General features: G+C 54.4%; 21 protein-coding genes. 10 read left to right on the plus strand and 11 right to left on the minus strand.

The genetic code is table 11. The features are described 5' to 3' along the window. Window positions 1-159: 159 nt before the first annotated feature. A complete protein-coding gene (locus tag ACRZ95_RS12705; protein ID WP_170679036.1) occupies window positions 160-1,185 on the plus strand; it encodes a helix-turn-helix domain-containing protein in 1,026 nt (341 codons plus the stop codon). Window positions 1,186-1,553: 368 nt separating this feature from the next. On the opposite strand, the gene ACRZ95_RS12710 is transcribed toward ACRZ95_RS12705, so the two are convergent. From ACRZ95_RS12710 to ACRZ95_RS12720, 3 genes are all read right to left on the minus strand, one after another. Further along, window positions 1,554-2,969: an FAD-binding oxidoreductase gene (locus tag ACRZ95_RS12710; protein ID WP_170679034.1), complete on the minus strand. Its 1,416-nt coding sequence runs from the start codon at window positions 2,967-2,969 to the stop codon at window positions 1,554-1,556. 116 nt (window positions 2,970-3,085) lie between these two features. Beyond that, window positions 3,086-3,343 (minus strand): DUF4242 domain-containing protein, encoded by a 258-nt coding sequence (locus ACRZ95_RS12715; RefSeq protein WP_170641725.1) that lies wholly within the window; start codon window positions 3,341-3,343, stop codon window positions 3,086-3,088. A gap of 27 nt (window positions 3,344-3,370) precedes the next feature. Next, on the minus strand, window positions 3,371-6,970 hold the full coding sequence (locus ACRZ95_RS12720) for an adenylate/guanylate cyclase domain-containing protein (protein WP_170679032.1): 3,600 nt from the start codon (window positions 6,968-6,970) through the stop codon (window positions 3,371-3,373). Between the two features lie 604 nt (window positions 6,971-7,574). Here ACRZ95_RS12720 and ACRZ95_RS12725 point away from each other — a divergent pair. From ACRZ95_RS12725 to ACRZ95_RS12735, 3 genes are all read left to right on the plus strand, one after another. Beyond that, a complete protein-coding gene (locus tag ACRZ95_RS12725) occupies window positions 7,575-8,195 on the plus strand; it encodes a hypothetical protein (RefSeq protein ID WP_170679030.1) in 621 nt (206 codons plus the stop codon). A 145-nt stretch (window positions 8,196-8,340) separates the two neighbouring features. Beyond that, complete coding sequence (locus ACRZ95_RS12730; protein ID WP_480555013.1) at window positions 8,341-8,547, plus strand: hypothetical protein; 207 nt, start codon at window positions 8,341-8,343, stop codon at window positions 8,545-8,547. Window positions 8,548-8,594: 47 nt separating this feature from the next. After that, on the plus strand, window positions 8,595-8,759 hold the full coding sequence (locus ACRZ95_RS12735; protein WP_170679028.1) for a hypothetical protein: 165 nt from the start codon (window positions 8,595-8,597) through the stop codon (window positions 8,757-8,759). A gap of 878 nt (window positions 8,760-9,637) precedes the next feature. Here the strand turns inward: ACRZ95_RS12735 and ACRZ95_RS12740 are convergent. Both ACRZ95_RS12740 and ACRZ95_RS12745 read right to left on the minus strand, forming a co-directional pair. Then, window positions 9,638-9,994, minus strand: a complete 357-nt coding sequence (locus ACRZ95_RS12740) for a VOC family protein (protein WP_170679026.1) — start codon at window positions 9,992-9,994, stop codon at window positions 9,638-9,640. A gap of 40 nt (window positions 9,995-10,034) precedes the next feature. Continuing rightward, window positions 10,035-10,472, minus strand: a complete 438-nt coding sequence (locus ACRZ95_RS12745) for a VOC family protein (protein ID WP_170679025.1) — start codon at window positions 10,470-10,472, stop codon at window positions 10,035-10,037. 106 nt (window positions 10,473-10,578) lie between these two features. Between ACRZ95_RS12745 and ACRZ95_RS12750 the strand changes: the two genes are divergently transcribed. Continuing rightward, complete coding sequence (locus tag ACRZ95_RS12750) at window positions 10,579-11,283, plus strand: helix-turn-helix transcriptional regulator (protein WP_170679023.1); 705 nt, start codon at window positions 10,579-10,581, stop codon at window positions 11,281-11,283. A 452-nt stretch (window positions 11,284-11,735) separates the two neighbouring features. On the opposite strand, the gene ACRZ95_RS12755 is transcribed toward ACRZ95_RS12750, so the two are convergent. The 3 genes from ACRZ95_RS12755 to ACRZ95_RS12765 form a co-directional block, all read right to left on the minus strand. Beyond that, the gene (locus ACRZ95_RS12755; RefSeq protein WP_170679021.1) at window positions 11,736-11,939 is read right to left on the minus strand and encodes a hypothetical protein; all 204 of its coding nucleotides are present in this window, start codon (window positions 11,937-11,939) and stop codon (window positions 11,736-11,738) included. 1,328 nt (window positions 11,940-13,267) lie between these two features. After that, on the minus strand, window positions 13,268-14,686 hold the full coding sequence (locus ACRZ95_RS12760; protein ID WP_170679019.1) for a ShlB/FhaC/HecB family hemolysin secretion/activation protein: 1,419 nt from the start codon (window positions 14,684-14,686) through the stop codon (window positions 13,268-13,270). 250 nt (window positions 14,687-14,936) lie between these two features. Then, entirely contained in the window at window positions 14,937-15,236 is a 300-nt protein-coding gene (locus tag ACRZ95_RS12765; protein ID WP_170550033.1) for a hypothetical protein, read from the minus strand. A 393-nt stretch (window positions 15,237-15,629) separates the two neighbouring features. On the opposite strand from ACRZ95_RS12765, the gene ACRZ95_RS12770 reads away from it, so the two are divergent. Together ACRZ95_RS12770 and ACRZ95_RS12775 are read left to right on the plus strand one after the other, a co-directional pair. Beyond that, window positions 15,630-16,145 carry a DUF805 domain-containing protein gene (locus ACRZ95_RS12770; RefSeq protein ID WP_170679017.1) on the plus strand — a complete coding sequence of 172 codons (516 nt, stop codon included), beginning with the start codon at window positions 15,630-15,632 and terminating at the stop codon, window positions 16,143-16,145. Between the two features lie 74 nt (window positions 16,146-16,219). Further along, window positions 16,220-16,990: a hypothetical protein gene (locus ACRZ95_RS12775; RefSeq protein WP_170679015.1), complete on the plus strand. Its 771-nt coding sequence runs from the start codon at window positions 16,220-16,222 to the stop codon at window positions 16,988-16,990. Between the two features lie 20 nt (window positions 16,991-17,010). Here ACRZ95_RS12775 and ACRZ95_RS12780 read toward each other — a convergent pair whose 3' ends face one another. Then, on the minus strand, window positions 17,011-17,904 hold the full coding sequence (locus ACRZ95_RS12780) for a helix-turn-helix domain-containing protein (RefSeq protein ID WP_170679013.1): 894 nt from the start codon (window positions 17,902-17,904) through the stop codon (window positions 17,011-17,013). A 342-nt stretch (window positions 17,905-18,246) separates the two neighbouring features. Between ACRZ95_RS12780 and ACRZ95_RS12785 the strand changes: the two genes are divergently transcribed. The 3 genes from ACRZ95_RS12785 to ACRZ95_RS12795 all read left to right on the plus strand — a co-directional run bounded on the left by ACRZ95_RS12785 (window position 18,247) and on the right by ACRZ95_RS12795 (window position 21,656). Further along, the gene (locus ACRZ95_RS12785; RefSeq protein WP_480555017.1) at window positions 18,247-19,905 is read left to right on the plus strand and encodes a sulfatase-like hydrolase/transferase; all 1,659 of its coding nucleotides are present in this window, start codon (window positions 18,247-18,249) and stop codon (window positions 19,903-19,905) included. A gap of 67 nt (window positions 19,906-19,972) precedes the next feature. Beyond that, window positions 19,973-20,833 carry a tyrosine-protein phosphatase gene (locus ACRZ95_RS12790; RefSeq protein WP_170679011.1) on the plus strand — a complete coding sequence of 287 codons (861 nt, stop codon included), beginning with the start codon at window positions 19,973-19,975 and terminating at the stop codon, window positions 20,831-20,833. Window positions 20,834-20,999: 166 nt separating this feature from the next. Continuing rightward, complete coding sequence (locus ACRZ95_RS12795) at window positions 21,000-21,656, plus strand: lipid-binding SYLF domain-containing protein (protein ID WP_480555019.1); 657 nt, start codon at window positions 21,000-21,002, stop codon at window positions 21,654-21,656. Window positions 21,657-21,820: 164 nt separating this feature from the next. On the opposite strand, the gene ACRZ95_RS12800 is transcribed toward ACRZ95_RS12795, so the two are convergent. Beyond that, complete coding sequence (locus tag ACRZ95_RS12800; RefSeq protein WP_170679009.1) at window positions 21,821-22,354, minus strand: GNAT family N-acetyltransferase; 534 nt, start codon at window positions 22,352-22,354, stop codon at window positions 21,821-21,823. Next, window positions 22,351-22,905, minus strand: coding sequence for a helix-turn-helix transcriptional regulator (locus tag ACRZ95_RS12805; RefSeq protein WP_170679007.1), 555 nt, complete (start codon window positions 22,903-22,905; stop codon window positions 22,351-22,353). The genes ACRZ95_RS12800 and ACRZ95_RS12805 overlap by 4 nt, the downstream gene beginning before the upstream one ends. Between the last annotated feature and the right edge of the window lie 24 nt (window positions 22,906-22,929).

A 22,929-nucleotide genomic window follows, 5' to 3' on the forward strand; every position in this document is an offset into this window, starting at 1 on the left:
CAGATATATGTTTCTGAATATGATTTTAGAGTGATTGCCGGATTTTGCCTGACAGTATGGCGGGCTTAGCCAAATTGATTTGGCATTCTGCATGCTTTTGGCGCCTTTTTGTGTGTTTTCTGTCTTTCTGTCGTTACCTTCATGATATCTGAGGTCGGCATGGACGCATTTGACCAAAACACCAAGAAGGCCTTGCCGTTGGTTCGGGCATCGGTTGCTGCACCCGTGGTCGCTGCTTTGCGTGGTGCCGGTGTTGAACCGGCATTTGTTCTGGACCCTCTGGGCGTGAGTGAAGCTCAGGTGATGGATCGCCAGAATTTCCTGCCACACGAGACGATTTATAAAATCCATCAAGCCGCTGCTGACGCAACATCACCGGACTTCTGCGCGCAAGTTGGTCAATCAATTGACCTTGTTCGGTTTCTGCCCCTTGGTGACATGTTGGCCGAGGCGTTGACGCTAGGCGACTTCTTTACGCGATACACTCAAGCCGTCTCGAAAGAATCCAATGCGGTCACGCAATCGCTGCTTGTGGAAGGCGAGCATGCTTATTTCAGTGCCAAGCGGAATTTCAACATTTCGGTTTCGCCCGGACAGACCGACGCATTTCTGGCGAGCATTTGGATATCACTACTGCACCGAGTTCTGGATTTCAGGTGGGACCCAAGCCAAATCAATTTACGGGTAAGCGAACCTGACGTGCTACCTAAGCACTTTCATGGTGTTCAAGCCATCAAGTGCGGCCCACAGGGTTTTTCGATCCGGTTTCCCTCACCCTGGCTGAGCCATAAGTTGCTCACGGAAACATTGGCAAACCCGTCAGACCTGACAAGCGCTAACCTCGATCAGCATGCGCCTCAAGATTTCTTAGCCGGGCTTCAGGGCCTGATCCGGATTCATCTTGGCGAGCAGGGATTTGGTGTAGACGAACTGGCGCGCCTATGCGGTTTCCACCGGGAGACTTTGAACAATCGGCTGGCCACTTATGGGCTATCAGCATCTCAGGTCATATCTGGTGTCAAACTGGAAGAAGCAAGGAAGCTGCTGGGTCCGGTTGGGAAGTCCGTTGGTGAGACCGCACTGCGGCTTGGTTACGCAGACTCCACCGCGTTTTCGAGGGCCTTCCGAAAATGGTCTGGGATGTCGCCGTCGGCCTTTAAGAAAACGGTGGAGGAACGGGCCTGATCATCTCGGTGCCAATGCTGATCGAGGTTTCTGTTCCTGTAACAAGACTGTACCAAATAGTGGTCTTGATGCTCGGCAAGAAGATCGGCGAACTAGTCCCAAATAGTTGCTAGTCGCCTTGCATCCATTTTTTTGAGGCTGAATTCTGCTAATCAAACTGCAACTTTGATTTAGAAATAACGCTTACACGATTTGAATTTAAAGATCGTATTGACGGAATCCGCAACCAGGTACGAGCGGGGTCACTAGTTCGATTGTCCACTGGATGCTTCACTTGACCTGACAATTCGTCAACGAGAATAGCCACGTGATGTTAAGGCGCAACGCTCAACATCAATCTGGACCAGTTTATGCGGTTTTGAATTCTATCACGCGGGCAAGATATTGTGGTTTACCCTGAACAAATTGGCCGGGTCATATGTGCCCTTGATCCTAGAAAGCTTGCCACCGTTATCGCCATATGCCCCGGCCATGTGGTCTGCTTCGTCTTCTGGCATGAAGTTGACATACGCACTTCCGCTCGCGTGCGGTTGCATCTGGACGTAAAGTTTTCGCGCCCAATCAATACACTCGGCATCCTTGCCGGGATCCTCCCAACGCGTGTGAACATTCATGATGAAGTGAGCAGATCTTTGGGGATAGGCCGTTGAACCGGCGTCGACGCGCGCCATCGCTCCGCCCACATGGGCAATAAAAACTTCGCACGCCGGGTCAGGAAGATTTGCAATCGCTTTCAGTAAACTTGAGATGGCGTCCGAAGAAAGTTCATCTAAATCATGGCTCTTCCAATAGTTCCTAGCACCTGGTGTTAGAAGCGGGTCAAAAGCGGCCTGCCAGTCTACAAACTTGTGGGGAGAGATCACGTCGGCAATTGGTTCGCCAAGCGCGCGTAGTGCCGCAATAGCTTTTTCACCTTCGTCCATGGACCCGCTATAGCAGGCAGCAAAGATCAACACCTCTCGTCCATGCCACTCAGCTGGCAGAAAGGGTAGAGGAGGCGCTTTCCGCATCACGCTCCAGACGGTCAGTTCCTCCGGGGAATTGTCTGCAATGGTGGCGAATTCGGCCAATAGTTCTGGCGCCTTTACTATCGGATGAACAATGAGGCCAGACAGGACCTCGGGCCCTAACTCATGCAGTTGAAACTCGAAGGAAGTCACCACACCAAAGTTTCCACCGCCTCCTCGGATGGCCCAGAAAAGTTCAGAGTGGCTTTTGGGAGAGGCCGTTACTATGGTTCCGTCCGCGGTCACGACTTCCGCTGAGAGCAAATTGTCGATCGTCATACCAAATTTCCGAGTGGTCCATCCAAAGCCGCCGCCAAGCGTGAGACCTGCGATGCCCGTAGTCGAATTGATGCCAACGGGAACGGCAAGTGCATGTGCCTGAGTTTCGCGATCCACATCTCCTAGCAGTGCTCCGGGCGCAACCCGAGCAGTTTTGCTGACAGGGTCGACGTGAACCGACCGCATCTGGGACAGATCGAGCATGACCGTTTCATCTGCGACTGCATGTCCCGCTATCTGATGCCCACCTGACCGAATGGACATTATGAGGCCATTGTCGCGCACGAAGTTCACGGCCTTCTGCACATCGCTTGCACCCAAGGCGCGGATCACGAAACCGGGGTAACGTTCGAACATGCTATTCCACGTGGTCCTAGCATCTTCGTATTCCGCAGTGCCCTTATGGTAGACTCCGCCGCGAAGCGATAAATCAAGAGCGTCTAAAGCGCCTTGGTTTACAGTTGCCGTACTACCATCAAGTGTTTTTAGGTCAAACATGCATTGGCCTCCCTATTGTCAGGTCGGGCTTCTTGCAGGGTTGCCTCAAGTAATTGATATTTCCGTCGCGTTGTCTCGCGACGGCGTTTCATTGAATTAGTAAAATACGATGCTGATCAGGCGAAAATTGCCGGATCAATCCGATCCACAGGCGTTATGACATCGGCGGGAATGTTCAGGCGTTCGGCCGCCCTTCTCAGGCTTTCCTCATCCGGGGCTTCGTACAAGCAGTACGTTTTGCGCTTGTCTGCACTTAGAAACGAAAAAATCCACTCGACGCCGACTTCGTCATTGATCTCTTTTATGTGAATTTTGTCATCGTCTGTGACGTTGAGCTGCTCAGCGAAATTTCTTTCAATTATGTACCTTGGCATAAAGTCCCCCAAACCAGATTAATTACCTTAACTCGCTACTCCTTCGAGCTTTGATCTGAGGGAAACCATACTCAATTTCTGTGAAATTGCCAACGCTTCCCCTTCCAGTTGAAACGCCTGTTCCACATCATTCTGGCGCCCGCGTCGCCTTAATGCAGTTGCATATGCCGCCTTGCTGTGCGCGACCCAAGGGGGGCATTTCATGCGCGTGTCAATTTCTATGGCCTTCTCGAACATCTTCTCAGCGGCATCCCAGTCCTTCAGAACCTTACTCAGACTTCCAAGGCGTCGGGCAGCTGCGCCAGTGCAGACTGTAGTGGCCCCAGCGGTGATCGTAAGGTCTTCGTAAGGAGCAAGCATTTCATAGAGCGTCTTGGCGTGTTCCTGATGCTCAATGGCGACACATATGTCGGCCAAATAGGACAATGTCGTTGAATACATGGCGTCGGGTGGAAGATCGAAGCCATTGGCAGCCATTTCGTTCAGTATTCGTTCGGCAGGTTCTTTGTACCCAAGTTCTGCAGCGATAAGACCAAAACCGGGCTTCCATGAAATGTCTTCGGGGCTGTCTGTCATCAGTTTCTTAATCACAGGCGCAACTTCGTGCAGTCGGTTTTGCTCGCGGCGGATCGTGAACATCTGAACTCCAAAGACGCCCTCAACATGTTCCCCATGGGTCTTTCGACCAATTTTCACAGCCTCGGTGGCGTGGTTCTCGGCTTGCTCAAAATCGCCATCCATAATTGCAACCATGGCGCGTGCGTGTTTCTGAACCCAATAGAGCTGCAGATGATTGTCCTTTTCCGAAATCTCTGTCAGCAAACCCAGAGAATGGTCCATCAATTCACGGTCGGCCATCTCGGCGCCTACAAACAAGCTCAGAGTTCGGTCTCGACCTTGATCGATACTACCAAGATGCTCTGCCACACCGTGCATGGCCTCCAGATTTTCACGCCAATGATGGGCTTCTCTTCCCTTACGCGCAACGAATGGAGCCCCAAAATGCATCATCATTACTGAGAACTGGGATTTATAGTCTCCCAGTTTTGCGGCCAACTCCATGGACTGCTGGCCGAAACGCGCACCTTCGGAGAACTGACCGACGAACATGTGGGCGCGTGCAAGTTGGCTCATCAGTCTGCACCGACGGACTTCATCGGCATCGGGCAAGTCTTTTAATGCATTGTCGCAGAGATCGATTGCTTCATTGTGCCTTTCGCTGGACATCATGCATGAGTCGGCGAAATGGTTGGCCGCGTCAGCAGCCAATTCCACATCGTGCACTGCCAGCGCCGCGTTGGAGGCGTCTTTCAGAACTGCTATCCCTTCAGGCAATTGGCCCAGGCTGTCATGGCTGCGGCCAACAAGGATCTTACCTTTGATCAATTCTGTTTTGGAATCTGAGCCAAGTTTTTCAGCAGCTTGCAGCGTTTCTCTGGCGTTCGTCATCGCCTCTTGGCTGGCAGATCGTGCCAACGCCATTTCTGTCGCAATCTGCCATTTTTCGAACGCGGCCCTCCAATCCTCAGCTTCTGAAAGGTGGCGGGCGACCAGTTCGGGACGACGCGCGATTTCGGCTGACCTTGTCTGTATCAACGCACGCGCAACATCCGCGTGCTGTTGTTTTCGAGTTGAGCTAAGCATGGACTGATAGGCGGTATCGCGGATAAGGGCATGACGGAATACAAAGTGCCCGCGATTGTGACCGCTTTCGAAGACTATGCCTGTTCGCGAAAGTTCTTCGAGGCATTTGTCGATATCAGATTCTGCAAGACGCATCGCCGCATTCAATATGCTCGGCTCAAACTCTCTGCCAATAACAGACCCTGTAAGCGCAACCTGTTTTGCCTTAGGCGAAACCGCATCAAGACGCGCCATCAACGCGCCTTTCAAAGACGAGGGTATGTGGATTTGCCCTTGCTCACCAGCCTCCACAATCGTTCGCGTCAATTCCTCCACGAACAAAGGTACACCGTCAGTCTTTTCAATGATTTTAACAATCAAGGTACCGTCCGGTTTCTTGCCTGTGATGTTTGCGACGAGGTGTGAAACATGCGCAGAATCGAACCGGCGCAGTACTAGTGACTGAACGTGCGTGTCCCCATCGTCGCGGGCCAATTCCCACCCAGGCCTGTGGGTAATCAGGATCATCAGAGGAAGGTCGCTGGAAATCGACTTAAAGCGCTCCAACAAGGCTTGTGTGGAAGGATCGATCCAATGCGCATCTTCTACACACAGAACAACCGGGCACACGTCTGATCGCACCTGCACTGTGTGAATCAAAGTTTGGATTGTTATGTCGCGCTGCTCCTGCGGCGACATCTCGAGCACCTTTTGGGCCAGCGCACTACGAGGTGCAACCAAAGCTGCGAAGACAGGTAGAACTTGTTCCCAGTCCAGTCCCGGCCGTCTTTCCAGCATCTTCCTGACATGTTCAAGGATCAGATTGTCATCGAAGTCCGGTTCGACACCTGCGTCCTGGGATATCCGTTGGGCAACCGGATGAAAGGGGCTACTGCTGAGATAAGGAGAACAATTCAGCCTTATGATATCTGCCTGGTCGTTCGCGGTGATATCTGCGAGGAATTCCTCTGTAAGTCGCGATTTCCCAATCCCGGCTTCACCGGACAGCAACACAACCTCTCCATGACCATTCTGGGCACGTTGCCATGATTGCAGCAGAATACCCTTTTCGTAGTCCCGGCCGATCATAACACTGTCGACTTCATCGCGATGTGCGGCTCGGAACCGGCTTTCCGCACTGCGTTCCGACACCACTTTCAGTAGAGTCCGAGGCTCAGCAAAACCCTTTAGCTCTTTCTTGCCAAGAGATTTGTATTCAAAAATCCGATGCAAAGCGGTCTCGGTTTCTTCTGCCGACAACACGACCGAGTTTGGTTCCGCAAATTCTTGAATTCGCGCCGCAAGATTGACAACTGGGCCCGTCATGGCCCCTTCTTCATATGTGTTTTCACCGATATTATCGCCGACAACGACATCACCACTCGCAATGCCCAGCCTTACTGACAAGCGCTCTCCGTCCGGGGTTTTGAGTTCGCTGACGCGATGAACGGCCTCAAGACCGGCTTTGATCGCCCGAATTGCGTGATCTTCGTAGGCCCTCGGCCAGCCAAAAAACACGAGAAGACCGTCGCCCAAGTATTTTGCAACATAGCCACCATATCGACTTACGGCGCCCGCAACGGCGTCTTGGTAGTTCTGTAGTAAGTCCCGCATATCTTCGGGGTCGAAACGATTGGTGAGTTCCGTCGAGCCGACGAGATCGGCAAACAAAACGGTTACGTGGCGCTTCTCTGCAGTGGCCGGCTCACTATGCTTACTTTTGAGCGGATCGTCACTTTGTGAATGGTTTGAGATAGGCGCGTTTACGTTTCCCGGCGGGTGTTCACGAGATGCTTGCGGCGATGAAGTTGCGCGTTGCTGGCCGCCTAGCTCTTGCACTGCGGCGAGGATGATCTTGCGGTGACCAAGGCTTACCCCGAGCTCTTTTAAGTCGTCGTCTGACAGAAGTGGCAAAACACGCGCATCGATATCATTTGCCGCAAAAACATCTGCGTACTGGCTCAGTTCGAGATCTTTCAACCACTTTTCAATTTCGACCGTCATCTTTGGATCATGCTGGGATACGCATCACTAATCAAGAATACGCAATCAAAACGGGATGACCTTGAATGAATAGCTGCAGAATATCTTTACATTCAGACCAACCGACTAGGTCGGTTCTTGCCCCAGCCTTCTGGAATTGCGCAACTTGCCAATTAGCTGCACGTATTCGATGAATTGTTTTTGAAGAGACCTGTGACCGCGATGTGCGAGTGCGCGCAGCGCTAGGCCACATTAGCGCAGTGAGTGTCTTCTTTGATGGGCCGCGACGCGGCATACAGACTCAGCAATGTAGGGCAGCTTTGCGCCGCACAAGATGAGCCAACCCGACACACCACTACAGATGCTGCGCTGCCTCTGAAGTCTGTTGTGAGCCCACTTTGCCGAATGTTGCACTGCGCAAGAAAGCCTTCTCCCGGGAAGCGGGCCCAAAACGACCGTTTTTGACACTCACAACACTAACGAACACTCGCAAAATTCGCTGAGTGACTTGTGATTTGGTCAGCTGATTTGAGCCCGGAGCGGTGTTTACATTATTATTGCGTGCGACAGTTTGCATTGCTTTAGTAATTAAAGTTCTCCGTGGTTCCATTGGGAGTTTTTAATAATGCGATTGACGTTTTTGACTGTATGTATTTTTGCTTTGCCAACGCTCGCGGCCGCCGCGGATGTTGGGCAGGAAGCAATTGACGGCTGTATCGACCAATTGCGAGAAGTCGGAGGGCCAGACGGACAAGGTGGCGCGGTGCTCTCCACCGAGTTTTCCGAAGCAAACTCGCTTGTCATGTTGCAAGATAGAGGCGAAACAATCTGGCGATGCCTTGTCTCAAACGATGGTCAGGTTGCCGAATTGAGCGTTGCACAAGCCGCAGATGACGGCGGTGGTGCGATGGCGGGCTCTTCTGGCACAGGCGCGCCAAGCACGGAGCGCGTGCAGTTCGCAAGTGGCACTTCCGGTGCGGAGCTGACCGGCTCTCTCCTGCCACAAGAGAGCCGGCGGTATATCCTGGGTGCGCGCGACGGTCAGTTCCTTTATTTCCGTCTCGCCGCGAACGGACCCGGAATGACTTATGTGATCTATAATCCGGACGGGTCTGTTCTGCTCGATGAAACGGGCGCGGCGCAAGAGTATCGTGGGCAGCTCTGGCAGTCGGGAGATCACGTGATCGAAGTCTACAACACTTCGAACGGTGCACAGTCCTACAACGTGATCTTTGGCATCGAATGACATGAATGCGGAAGAGTTTCCGCATCAAATTGGAGAATCCAATAAGAAATCGTTTATGCTGGTTTGTGCATTTGCGACACTCTGCGCATTGGCGGGTTGCGTGGAGACTTCAAGCCCCACGGCACCTTCAACTGACCAACCGTCCGTGGGAAGCTCCACCGATCTTTCCGCATTTGAAGGTGCGCGGGCCGGTCAGGCCGAGATGGGCATACAAAACCTCGGCTATGAGTTGATCCGGACAGACGGTCTAACTGCCTTCTGGTTTAACCGCAGCACGGGTGCCTGCGCACGCATCGCGACTGCCGATGGCCGTTATTCGGATGTCACTATGCTGCCCGCCGTAGATTGCTAATGCTCTAGGTCGTGGCTGAACACTTTGTCTGATTGAAAGGAAGTTCCATGAAATACACGCTTGCAGCCGCAACACTGTTCGTCGTTTTGGCAGGATGTGCAGAAGAGCAATCCTTCACCACGGAAGCGGATATTTCCGAAGTAAACCGGAACACCGAATGCCCCGTGGATGTATCGGAAGCGGATCGCGCGAACTATCCGGCGTGCAACTAATCTGACATCGGCACCCGGAGAATCTCACTTACACATACGGAAAGGACTAAGCAGTGTCAGGATCGGCAACCGCCTGTCGTTGGGTTGTTCGAACCTTAGGGGTTTTGTACCTCATGGCACTTGCGCTGTTTTTGGTCGGCACCTTCGGGCTTTTTGGTCAGCAGAGAGACCCTTTGTCCGGTATCTTCCTGCTGCCCATGGGATTGCCATGGGTTCTCTTGACAGATGGTTTTCCGGAGACTTGGCGCCTATGGCTTGCGAGTCTGGCTCCGGCGCTCAATCTTGTAATCCTAACGTTGCTTTGCCGTCGTATAAAACGACGCCTGTAGACATCATTTCAGTTATTTGAAAGGGACGCTGTGAGCCTTGATATTCCACATATGATTGTCACCGTAGCAATCTGCTTTGCTGTCCTCTGGGGTCTCGAACAGACGCCACTTTTTGCGAACATGCCGAAACGAAAAGCAACAGTGCTTAAGCTTGTCACCCTATTTGTGGCAATCTTAATTCTAAACATAGTCTGGCCTTACGGGTCAAACGGCTAACCCGAGACGCAGCTTCTACGATGGCGACCGCAGATCGTTAATACACCGATGTCGCGCCTTTCGAAGGCAGCCGGCTGCCCAAGGTCGAAGCAACGGCGCCATGTTCGCGAAACACTGATGCGAGGAACACAGGGTTACAGGGATCACCGACCTCCACGTGCAGTCTTTTTTGAGATCGCGTGCCTTGTCTGCAGAACGATTGATCGCTGTGACGACTAAATCCTTTGCGAGCGCAGCATCGAGGACAAGCTTACCTCTCCGCCCATTCGCGCCCAAAAGAACAAGCTTAAAAACCTTCTCCTTTCAATCGGAAACTGCACTTGCGACCTGTCCTCAGGCGGAGAGGCAAATCTTGTTGCTGTCCAGATCCCTGACGTAGGCCGAGAAACGCGGTCCCCGTTGGTTCGGTTCGCCTTCGCTCGTGCCGCCAAGCTCGATGGCCAATACATACAGCCTTTCGACCTCTTCAGCCGACCCGACACTGAAGCCGACCATGGTTCCGTTTCCATTGGTGGCAGGGTTTTCGTCGAACGGGATGGCGACTGCAAAGGCAAAGCCAGGTCCGAGCCAGTATGCCATTCTGTCAGTGGGCGAGACACGCTCCATACCCGTTCGACCAAAAAGCTGGTCATAAAAGTGCGTTGCGGCGGCCATGTCGTTGGTACCGACGACGAAGTAGTTCATTTGCATGGTGCGATCTCCGTTGAGAAAGTGCGGAGTGTTGAGTGCGTCACTTGACTGTCAGTTTGAAGAACTCGATCAGCTGACCGTTCGGGTCGATGATCTTGAGCAGGTGGATGCCCGGCTCTTCGATGATCTTTGGCGCGGCCACGCCGGCGGCAATGGCACGGGCGTGCAAGACTTCCAGATCGGCGGATTGCAGGTAGGGAACCGCGCCCGAACCTGCCTCGGCACCAGGTGCGTACTTATCCCGTGACACGATCGCGAACCAGCCACCAGCCACGTCGAACGCCACGAATTCTGGTAGCCCAATTGTCGGTTCTCTGTCGAACAGGGCGCGGTAGAAGGCCTCCGATTCGTCCATGTTGTCAGTCGGCACATAGGCACCCATAGCCATGATCGGCGCAGTTCCTTGCTGCTCGGACGACTTCGCTGCGAGCGCTGATGGCAGAACAGCGGCGAGGGTTAGGGCAATGAATCGTCTCATATTCTGATCTCCTTAGTTGATGCCTTTCCTGCTTTTACCGCGCCTATGCTGACAGCGTGTTGTCAGCATGGTGTCAGTATGATCTGCTTCATAGGAAGGAGATCACATGAGGCGTGGCGATAGATTATTTGAAGTCATAGAGATTCTGAGACGTGCCAAAGGCCCGATCTCAGCCCAGTCTATTGGTGAAGAACTGAGCGTGACCAAGCGCACGGTGTATCGTGATATTGCTGCGCTGATTGGGCAGGGCGTGCCAATCAATGGCGAGGCCGGGGTCGGCTATGTGTTGGAGCCCGGCTTTCATATGCCACCGCTGATGCTGACCCCGGATGAGATCGAGGCCGTTACGCTTGGTGTGCTGTGGGTCCAGACCCGAGGCGAACCCGAACTTGCGCTGGCGGCTGAGAAGCTGATCACCAAGCTGGAAGCTGTTGCTCCTGACAAGTACCGGACGTCATTCCTTCAGCCGGCGGTCAGCGTCGCGCCCGTCACACAGCCGGATGAAGTGCTCGGCGCGGCGGCCATTCGTCTGGCCATTCGGTGCCGCAAAAAGATAGCATTGAAATATTCAGACCACTCAGGCCAAAAGTCACGTCGTGTGATATGGCCCATACTGCTGGGTTACCGAGACACCAGCCGCATCATAGCTGCATGGTGCGAGATGCGAGAAGGCTTTCGCTACTTTCGGACAGAGCGGATCATTGAGGCGGAGGTCCTCGAAGACAGCATTCCTCGGCGAATGGACCTACTCCGCGCGGAGTGGCGCGATGCAACGGATGCAGAACGAAAGCGCTATGAAGAAGGGGCATAGGGCAGGGCTTGCCGCACGACCGCTTTGTGAAATCTGCAGCGCAGCGGAGCGCTGGTTCAAAAACCGCTCCGATCAGATTCGTGATGTCATCCGCTCCCAATCAGAGCAACTTTTACGCGACCGTCTTTAACAACATGGATGCCGTGATCACGTGTCGGAGCGGCTTCTCGCGCTTCTGTTAGGGGGAGAGGGAAAACATGCCGAATTGCTTCGAAAAAATGGAAGCTGGTCAGCGCCAAATTCGGAGCATTTGGTAACCGCAATCCATTGGCGTACCAGGGCGACCCGCTCGCGCATCTGACCAAGCTCTTTGAGCCAGAGCGTTTTGAGGGTAACTTCCAGAAAGACCGTCTGCACAACCGATGGGCCATGATCTGGTGCACGGCGCGCGCCAGAGAGGACGATTGCGGTCACGGGCCTGTTCATTCAGTCGCGGTCGCTTGCCCGCTTTTTCACAACAGCGCAAAAGCCCGGTCGCGGCAATTCCCGAGGGATCTGGACAGTGTGATGCAGACAATGCGTTCCGGTACCCAAGCACTCCAGGAACCGTTCAGCGTGTCGTCGCGGATGCCTTTGCTGTGCATGGGCAGGTTGATCGCATGATCCGTCAGCGTGGCTGTCGTGGCGTGACCAATGTGATGGTCGCCGCAGATCATCCAGCTGTGCCCGTTGGTAGTGACGCAGAGAACGGATGCGCCAAGGCAATGGCCGGAAACGAATTCCCTGGAATCTCAGTTTCCGTATCTCCGGGCAAAAGCGCGGACTCCTTTATTGTCTGAATGCAATCAGTTTCAGAGGCGCAGCGTTGTGCCCGCACCTACATGACCTTAAAGATGCGCCAAGTGCTACAAGCGCACTAAAACCCACCAAACCGGGTCAACGCTGCTTTCGTTTGACCGAAATAATGCAGCCAGAGTGTTTTGGATGCCGCGCTGGTACATCGCGTGCCATGGCGTCCACGTTTCCGAGATGCCGCAACGCCCCGCTGTTCAACAAAACGCCTCGCCCAGCATCATAACGACGCTGTCCAAATCCGCTGGCAACGCATTCCCAGTTTTCCTTGGCCGCCGCGTTGCGGAATCTTGGTAGGTCGTGCGGGTCATGCCGTCCTGGTGTTGCTGCGACGTGATCGTGTTTCTTTGAATTGCTTTGATGGGTTAAATGGTGGGTCACTTGTGTTGCGCCAGGTTGCTGAGCAGTACCGGTTGTTGGCCTTGGCCTTGGGCGCATGATTGTCACGACACCTTGTGGATTCTGATGTCCTGGGACGGCTACATGAGTTGCCGTGGGTCTTGGCGTCAACTGTGGAACCTGGCCAGGAACCGCAATGGGAACCTGATTAGGAGTCGCGGTTGGGACAAGCTGTGGCACAGCAGTTTGACCGGTAGGCTGAGGCGGGATCTGACCAGGAACGGCGACAGGTATTTGGTTGGGTGTCGCTGTTGGCACAAGGGGCGGCACATTAGGTTGAGGCGGAACCTGACCAGGGACAGCTATCGGAACTTGATTAGGAGTCGCAGTCGGAACTTGCGGCGGCACATTAGCCAATGGCGGAACCTGATTGGGAACGGCTGTCGGAACCTGGTTTGGTGTTGGATTTGGCACCAAGGGCGGAGCGAGCGTCGGCGCTACGATCGGCGTTGGAACTTGACCGGGAATCGCTATTGGCGTCGCGACAGGAACCCGACCGGGAATTGCATTCGGGACCGCGCCCGGCGCAAGGACCGGCACAGCAACGGAGGTGGGCGTTTGCGGCGTTCCCTGAGGTGGCAACTGATTTGCCACCGGCTGCGTTGGACCGGAAATTTGATTGCCTGCCCCTTGCCCGCCGGCCTGCCCGCATCCTTGGCTCGATTGGTGTGGGTTCCCTACGCCACGGCACCACCCGTAATGATTGCCGCGGGCGACGACCTGCGTGGCGGCCAGCTCCGCGACCAAACAAGCTGCGGAAAGTAAAACAATGTGGTTCCGTTTCATAACATCCTCACCAACTTGTTGTCAGAGCAAGATACGCGCCAGGATCACCAGAGTCAGTCAACGGACCGTCTCTCAAAGGGACACCGACATATCCGGACAGGAATAGGTTTTGCTTAAACTCAATGTCCAAACCCAGACCTGTCGAGGCCAGTGTAGTATTGTCGACTTCAAAACTCGCAGGGTCATTGTTCGAGATATAACCCACGTCGAAAAAGACAAAAGGCGTTAAGCGATGAATGCTTTGGGAACTTGGAAAATAGGAGTGAGACACTTCGAAAACCGCGGAAATCCCGGAATCACCATCCACTTCGTCAAACCGATATCCACGCAAAGCATAACGATCACCAAGGAAGTACTCCTCGACCGAGGGCAGCCGGTCGGTGGTGTACTGCCCCCAAATCTCAGTGCGCCAAGCTGTGTTGGGCGACAAGCTCGTAAGCGGGCTTTCGTACCCGATGCCGGCCCGCAGATGCCAGAACGAAGAATCTCCGTCGTCAAAATTCGCGTCTGTCGTGTCGTTGTCATTATCACCAAAAGACAAGGTTAGCCCCGCTTCCAGAGCTTGTCCTTTTGGATAGTTTTGCCCGTAAAGATATGTGAGGCCAACGACACTCGCGTCACTGGACAATGGAACGCCGCCACTGACTGAGTCCGCTTCGGAAAGGCGATAATCCAGCAGAAGATAACCATAGCGGGCCACATCGCGGATCACGGGGTAACCCAACGCGACGGTGAAGTTCTCGCCATCAACATCTGTTCTTGCAAAATCACCCGAGAGGTCACGTTTTGCGTTTATGTTTCCGTAGAAAATCTCACCGTACAGACCATTGCTGTTCAGCGGCGTGCGATAGGTAACAGCGCCCCACAATGAGTGTTCGTCGTCTTTGTCCCAATTGTAGTTGCCTGACCCCTCAAATCGAAGCAAATCCCCGACGGTCAGCGTCGAATAAAATTCTTGTACGATATAGAAGCTGAGCGCTTCTCCAAGCTCACGCGGAGGGTTGTCGAGTGTCGCGCTGCCGGCTTGTTTGCGCAAAGGCTCTCCCAATACCCTCAGCCGAGCACCAGCTTGATCCGGGTAATCAAGTTCGGTCGACACGTCCAAGTCGGGTATGTCCTCGGCCAACATAACGGCCCGCTCAAATCGTTTGAGAGTTATGGGATATGCGGTGGTGAGGGGGCGAAAGATCTTTTCCAAGGTTTGGAACGTGCGCGTATCTACACCTTCAATTTCGATGGTTTGAATACGCCCTTCATCAACAACAATGCTCTGCCCATCGGGACCAGGCCAGGCTTCAGCCAAGAAGTAACCGTCCTCTCGGTAGATCTGCGTTATCGTTGATGCGACATCCGCCGCTGTGATGCGCCCCGACCGATCAAAGGCCAACTGACCTGCAAACGTTAACAGCTCATCCGTATCATACACCGTTACGCCGCTGACAGAGTGCTGAGATGCTATGTCCCAGGTTTGGGCCAAGCTGTATTTTGGGACTGATACAATGGCCACAAAAGTGCAGATGATCGCAAATACAACCGAGTGTGATACGGGCATTTTCCACAACCTTAGCATGATTGAGCAAGTTAAAGCCCAATCCTATTACGAGGTTAGAATGTTTGAGCTTACCGGTATTCAAATTTGATCACGACTGGTGCTTTCGAGATACACGGCGAGCAGACTACAATGCGCCTTCGTCGCCCAGGAACTCGATACCAGCCGTCGCGCCATCGGTGTAAGCAATACAATTCCAAGGAGCGCGATCCTCACCAACACCGACAGTGACTTGTGTTCCAGCTTCGCTAAACGCGGACGAGAGAACAACGACTTGCGAATTGTTCGTGGTTTTGGCCACATCTCGCAAACATGCCTGCTGAGCAGGTGTGGGTTCGGCAGATGCGCCCGACGTGCTCGTTTCGTCACATGCCGCAAGCAATGCAAACAAAGTTGTGCCTGCAATCATCACTGTCTTTTTGGTCATTTTCTTCTCCATCAGGGTCCTTCGAACTTAATGAATTTGGACACTCCTTTTTGAAGCGCCCGCTTCTATTCAGCCAATTGAGTACAGCTCGATCCGGTGCCCACCTTTCCCAAAACCTTGTCGCCAACGGATTGGTCGGCAGAACGATATTGAGTTGATTGCCGGGGCCGATAACAACGGGGGTCAAATAAAGCTTAGTCGAATTCGCATGTTTGAATCTTATTTTTCATAAATCAACATTTTTTCCGCGCGTAAATTTCGCTACCTTTTTGAAAGATAGGTTTTTGGCGTTCAAACAAAAATAGAAGGCGGGAAAACCCAGAAGGGCGAAGGTGTGCTTTAGGGTCCGCGAGGCGTTCTGAGGCCGCGCAGAAACGAAGAAAGGATTGAAAAATGGGATTTGGTGAAGCCGTCAAAACGTGTTTCTCGAAATACTTCCAGTTCTCCGGTCGGGCTATACGCTCAGAATACTGGTGGTTCTTCTTGTTTGTGGTGCTCGTGAGTGCTGCTTTGGCTGTGCTGGACACGATCCTATTCGGGACCGACCCCGAAACGGGGCAGGGATCTCGGGTTCTGTCCTCTGTTTTCCAACTGGCCGTTTTCATACCAATGCTGGCCGCCGGTTGGCGGAGGTTGCATGATACAGGACGACCTGGCTGGTACTTGCTACTGCCGATTGCGCTCAGCATTACAACGCTTTTTGTTATGCTGGGTGGGGTGGCGTTCTTTTCGGTATTGGAGCAAGGGACCGAAAATCCCGATGCATTGCGAGGACCTGCGGCCGTCCTGGGCGTTACCGGTATTGTTGTTGTCTCAATTCTTCAATTGGTTCTGTCTATCCTGATGATCTGGTGGCTGACGCGACCTTCCCAAGAAGGCGCAAACGAATACGGCGCACCTGTTTCCTAACTTTTTCGCCCGGGTAACGGGCCGGAAACCCTGGCTGAATGACAGTACGAACCACAACACCATGGAGAGAGAAAATGAGTTTCAAAACGATTTCCATTGGAACACTGATGATGGCAATGGCGACCACAGCATCAGCGGAGTGGTCGTTCAACTCCGGGCCTAACCCTAATGCTTTTATTCAAACCGGAAACATGACGCTGGAACTTCAGTGTAATCGTATCCGCTTTGCTCCGGCCGGATATGAGGACAGCCAGGACATTGTGGAAAAGCAGGGGCTCTCCATTCGATTTTTGAAGAACGGCACCACCGAAGTTGGCGCATTTCAGGTTGGCGCCGAAAACGCTGCCTTGCAGATCGTCGACAATTATCCTGTCGAGGTCAGTTTCAATAGTCAGGAGGATTATGGTTTTGTACTGGACCAACTTGCGGCCAATGCTTCAGTTAATCTGTCGATGATCGATCAAGATGTCAGCTACGGAATCTTTGACTTGAAAGGTTCCAGCGCGGCAATTCGTTCCCTTCGTTCCGCCTGCGATTCAGGTGCTAGCAAGGGGGCCTCCTACGAACCCCCAGAAGGTATCGTCTATTGTGGTGGCGGAGCGGTAGAGCGAGTCATCGAACCCGTAATTTTGGACAACCCGGAGGGAGAATGGGACGCGCGAGTAACGGTCAACGGCGAGTCGATCAGAGCCATGACTGCCTACAGTTACTTCGGAGACTATGAGCCGCCGGCAGGATTTGTCGTTGCCCTGCTTGGGGAAGACAGATCCGAGTTTCTGATTTTTAGCGAAGGCTCGGCAAACTGGCTGGAATACGGGGACTACAGGTATGATCAATGCAATTGATGCCCCCTCCAGCTGGCACCTCATTTAGTTTCCGAAGGCAGCTCACCGAAAAAAAGTCGATAGTCTTTCGCAAACTGACCCATATGCCAAAACCCGCGGCGGTTGGCAGCATCCGCTATTGAGCCATCGAAGGATCTGTTCAGCAGGTCCTCGCGAACCCGGTTCAGCCGAAGCCGCATGTAATACGACTTCGGGCCAAGGCCGAACTGTTCCTTGAAGGCGCGGTCCAATGTGCGCCACGAGGCCGCGCACTCCTTGCAGATTTCCTCGATCGAGATCGGGTCCTCCAGATTGGCAAGCATCAGATCAATTGCACGGCTCAGGGCGCGCCGTCTGGTTTCGGCCTGGCTTTTGTCAAAATGCGCGTCCGTGTCGGTCAGGATCTTGAGGGCCTCAAGCATAAGCGCCTCTTCAGTGTCCTGAGACCAGTTGGCAGTCGCGTCGTTCAGCAATCGGACGACAGCCCTCTGAATTCGTGCCATGCTGGCCAACCCTGCTGTGGTGCCCAGTTTGCGGGCTTCCGGTTCGTCGCCCGCCAGATGAAATCCGCATCTTTTGGCCAGCTTTTCCAGCCTTTCGGTTTTAAATGAAACAACACTTCCCGAAAATCCTGCGGTCGTGATGCCGTCAAAGCCATCCCGATCACCGAAGACTAGAAAGGCGCTGTCCGTGACGTCTTTGGCCTGCCATTTTTCGATTGAGCCGCGCATGGGGATACCAAATGTCTTCCATCCGTCCGGCGAAACACCACGCTGGTGGACGCGCTGGTTCATCGAGATGTTGAGGGCAGAAACAGCCTGTCCTGAACGCACGGTTATCGCTGTGGACAACCGACCGGGATCGAGCTGCCGAAAGTCGATCTCCCAAGGCGTGAGCTCTCCGATTCTGTTTGGATGATCAAGAGATAGGGCCATCGCCGGTGACGCTCCGCCCCAACCGGACGGCGCCGCGTTTCGCATATTTGGCGAATTCTTGATGTGGTCCACCCCCAGATCCTGACAGTTTACCGGTAATGTAACGAATTCGATAGGTGGAATGTCAAGTGAAGCCGGAGTCTTCAAGCGATACGATAATGGGCCGCCCTCGGCTACCGAAGGGGGATGCCCGATCCGAACGTGTGGTGACGTTCCTGACGCCTTCAGAACATTGCCAGCTTTCAGAGCTGGCAAAACGGTCAAATCAATCCCTTTCCGCGAAATGCCACGAACTGATCGTTCAGGCGTTGGAATCTACGAGTGTCAAAAGGAGGTCCGAGAGTGACTAGAGCCTTAGGTAAGACCGGTGTCGCAGCCTGTGTGTTTGCAATGATGAGCGTCGTGCCAGCGATCGCGCAGCAAGATGCGATCGTTCATGATGGTGAGTTCGAATTCCTGCGGGCCCAGTTCGGGGATCAATGGGATGCGCAGGATGCTGAGATTGAGGCCAGGTTGGCCGAGATCCGCGAGGCCAATGACGGCAAGCCTCCGAACTTTCTGTATATTCTTATCGACGACATCAGCTTCGGCCAGATGGGCGAGCGCAAGATGAACTATGTGATGGGGATCGAGACCCCAAATATCAACGACTTTGCCAGTGAAGGCATGTCGCTGATGCGCATGTATACGGAACCCTCCTGCACACCAACACGCACGGCTATGCTGACTGGTCGGCACCCGATCCGGGCCGGTGTTGAAGAGGTCAAGGTTGCTCTGGTCGGCGAGGGACTGCCCGCAAGCGAGGTGACGCTGCCAGAGATCCTGAAACAGGCCGGGTACAACACCTCGCATGTGGGCAAGTGGCATCAGGGTGATATCGAGGAAGCCTATCCGCACAATCAGGGCTTTGACTACGCCGCCTTTCCGCTGCACCAGCAGGTGCAACTCAGCCTGATGACCCGCGAGGCCATGCAGGCCAACAACATGCTGGGATATCATCCCTCGGGGCAGAACAACCAGTTTCTGCTGGATGAACGGTTCAAGCCCTATGGTCTGGTCACCGGTGTCGAGGCACAGGCAGGCGGCACCGCGCGCGAGGTTGACATGGAAGCGGGCGAAGAATGGACGCAGGCCAAGTACGAACAGATGAACGAACGCTATCAGGTGCAGGCACTGGAGCAGCTTGAACAAGTTGCCGCGCAGGATGAGCCGTTCTTTCTGCAATACTGGCCGCTCTACCCGCTGAACTTCGCATATCCGGATCAGGCGCTGTCGCGGAACGGCGGCTTCCATGCCGACAAGCTGCAACTGCTCGATGGCTGGATCGGAGAGGTGCTGGCCAAACTGGATGAGACCGGCGAGGCCGACAATACAATTGTTATGATTATGGCGGATAACGGGTTGATGTATCACTACGAGGGGACCTCGGGCCTGAACCAGTTGATCTATCGCGGCGGCAAGACCCAGCATCTTGAGGGCGGCGTCCGCACCGATGCCTTCATCCGCTGGCCCGGAGTGATTGAAGCCGACAGTGCTGCCGGTGACATCTTTCACGTCTCGGATATCTACACGACGATGGCCCGCATCGCAGGTGCAACGGATTTCATCCCGCGCGACCGAGTGATTGACGGTATCGACCAGACCGCCCTGCTTCTTGAGGGTGAGGGCAATGGCCGCCGCGACTACGTGTATGTCTATGAGGGGCCGGTTCTGCGTTCGGTCGTTAAGCAAGAGTTCAAGATGCATCTGCCCGCGCCTGGCGCCCCCGGGGCTGCGGCGCCGACCTATAACGTCTATCGCGACCCCCGCGAAGAACACCCGCTGGTTGGATACTCTCTTTGGGCCGGTGCCTCTTTCCAGGATATGATCAAGCGCCATCAGAAAATGATCGCCAAATATCCGAACTCCGAGATCGGCAAAGATATCCCCTATGGCGGCATCGAAAACCTGCGCCCCGAAAGCCAAGAGGCCCGCGAGGTGTTCATGAGCTGGCAAGAATAGCCTTCAACGGCGCGCCCTTCGGGGCGCGTCGATCACGGTCCCGTTCGACACAGCAATGGAGAGAGACATGATACTATTCAGATCTATCGGTGCTGCGACCCTGCTGTTTGTTGCCGGTGCCTTTCATCCTGTTCTTGCAGCCGAAGATCGTGCCATCCCGCTAAAGGGTGTCTTGAATACACGCGATCTGGGTGGCCTGGAAACACAGGACGGTCGCACCGTACGGGCAGGGCAGCTCATCAGATCCGGTGAGATCGACCAGATCAGCGCAACCAGCATGCAGCGCTTGGATGACATGGGTGTCAGCGCAATCGTTGATTTGCGAACAACGTCCGAAGCAACGGCGCATCCCGCGCAATGGCCCGAAGGAGAGGGCCCCGCGCGCCATCACTTCCCAGTGATGGAGAATGAAAGCCAGATGATTGATGAGATGCGTGCCAGCATCAAGGCGGGCACGGCAACCGAAGCAGAAACAGATGGTTTGTTCTTAGGGGCCTTTGGCTATATCGCAACTGACTACACCGAAGAGTATCGAGATCTGTTCGACGTGTTGCTGGACCAGCCCGAGGGTGAGGCGGTTCTGTATCATTGTTCGGGCGGCAAGGATCGTACCGGTGTCGCGACTGCGCTTGTTTTGACAGCGCTTGGTGTTTCCAAAGACGAGATCCAATCGGATTTCATGATGAGCAATACGCTAAAGGACGCGGACAACAAGGCCCAACAGATCGCGGCCGAGGTCAATGCGGCCGAAGGGACAAATATGACGCCGGATGCAGTCTGGCCGTCGTTGGGGGTGCGAGAGGCCTATCTTGATGAGTTCTACAAGAGCGTTGAGGCTAGCTATGGCTCGGTCGACGACTACCTTCGCCAGGGGCTGGGGCTGACGGATGCGGATTTTGAAACCCTCCGCAACCGGTATCTGAACTAGGCTGGCGGCGAAAATTTACTTGTGAAAACAATCGGTCGAAGGCTGGCGGTTTCGGACACCAAAGCCATGCGAAGCAAGCGTTCGTACCACATGCTAGCCAACGGGTTTTCACCGCGAAGGGTCTCAGGTACGATTCTGCAAAAAACAAAACCGAGAGGAGGAAGAAGTGCTGCGCTTTATGCCTTTGGCTTTCATCGCGATGGTGGTTTTTTTCCACCTTTCAAGCAGTTCAACTGCCAACGCTCAGAACTTCTTAGACAAAGTGACAGAAGGGGTTTCTGATGCGGCCAAAAAGGTTGGGGATGTCGCTGAATCGGCAGGCGAGACCGTACTGCATGCAGCGGACGGTGCGACTGCGTCCGAGATCGACGCCAGTGTAGATGCAGCACTGGCGCAACTTCTCGCGAGTTCCCCTGAGGCGGCAGATCTGTCCAACAAAGCGGTCGCTATTTTGGTTTTTCCCAGGATCACCAAAGGCGGCCTGATGGTTGGAGGTCAGTTTGGAGAAGGCGCGATGCGCGAAAACGGCGTCACGACCGGGTACTACAATATTGCCGGTGCGTCCTATGGTTTTCAGGCTGGCATTCAGCATTTCTCTTACGCTCTGTTTTTCCTCAACTCCGACGCCCTTGCCTATATGCAGAACAACGATGGGTGGGAGGTCGGCAGTGGTCCCACGCTCGTTGGCGGTGACGAAGGCTGGTCGGCATCGATGGGAACAAACGATCTGCAGGGCGACATCGTGCCAATCATCTTTGGGCAAGAAGGGCTTATGGCAGGCGCCGGTCTTCAGGGCACTAAGATCACCAAGATCGAAAAGTGAACTGCGGGGTGACTGCGTTACACATGCAAGGATCGCTCATTTCTTGATACGAGGCACCCATGGCCTCTGTTCAAATAGTCCCGCTTGATCTGTCGCGAGGGTCGCCTGCTTTCCGTCCGAAAACCTGACGACCTGGACAGATCAACTCAAAGTGCTTCTCCGGTCTATGGCTTTTGCGCTTGGTTGAGGTCTTTGAACATGAAGGTTGTCGCCTCCAGTGTGGGTTCGAACGGGTGGCGGCAATAATTCGGAATCTCTCCTGCGGTTTGAAAGCCAAGGCCTTGGTAGAGAATCCGCGATGGGTCGGTGCTGCGCGTATCGAGCACAAGCGTTGTTCTGCCCAGCTCAGATGAGCGAGCGAAGAGCGCGTTCATCAAGCTGCGCCCCAGGCCCTGGCGTCGCGCATCGGGATGGACCAAAAGCTTGGCGACATCGGCGCGGTGCGGCTGATTGGGCATTGAGGCCGGAATCAACTGTACCGTCCCACGGATACGCCCTCCGCTTTCCGCAACAAACAGGTCCAAGGCCCCTGCGCGCAGTTCAGGGCGAACGCGAGTCTCCCAATAGCGCTGGGCGTCTGCGTGGTGGAACGGCAAGATGAACCCGATACTCGCGCCCGCATGCACGCAACCATGCAGGATCTCGGTCAGGTCATTGAGCGCCGCGTCGAAGGTGGCATCGGTCAGTCGTGTGATCATATCAGCACCAGCATGTAGCGCGCGCCCCGGGTGGCGCCGGTTTCAAATTGTGTTGGGCCGGATAGATGGTATCGCAGGCAGTCACCTCCACCGAGCGTATGCGCGGTGCCGTCCACGGTGAGCGTTAGGCTTCCATCCAGAACGATCAGGTGGTGTTCCTGCCCCGGTTTCGGAGGCGTTTCGTACCGAACCACCGTATCCGGCGGCAGGTGGCATTCCAGCACCTCACCGCTCAACCCGGTTGAAGGGGGTGAGACGGATCGGCGCGTGAACCCTGTTTCCGGATCCTGCCATTCGGGTTGCCGTTCAAACGGGACCTTGGGGTCGAAACTCTCCTCGACCATCATCAGCAGACGCGACATTGGCAAACCGTAAGCGGCGCAAAGTCGGCCGAGTGTTTCTGCCGTCGGGCTGACCCCAGCCTTTTCCATACGCGACAGGGTTGCCCGGCTGACGCCGCTACTGTCCGCCAGCCGATCCAATGACCAGCCGCGGCTTTGGCGCAGCTCTTTCAGGCGAATGGCAAGGCGGTTTGCGAGGGAATCCAGCATTGATCAATTATGAGAGAAACTACC

It is taken from the genome of Ruegeria sp. AI3 (genome assembly GCF_056541245.1).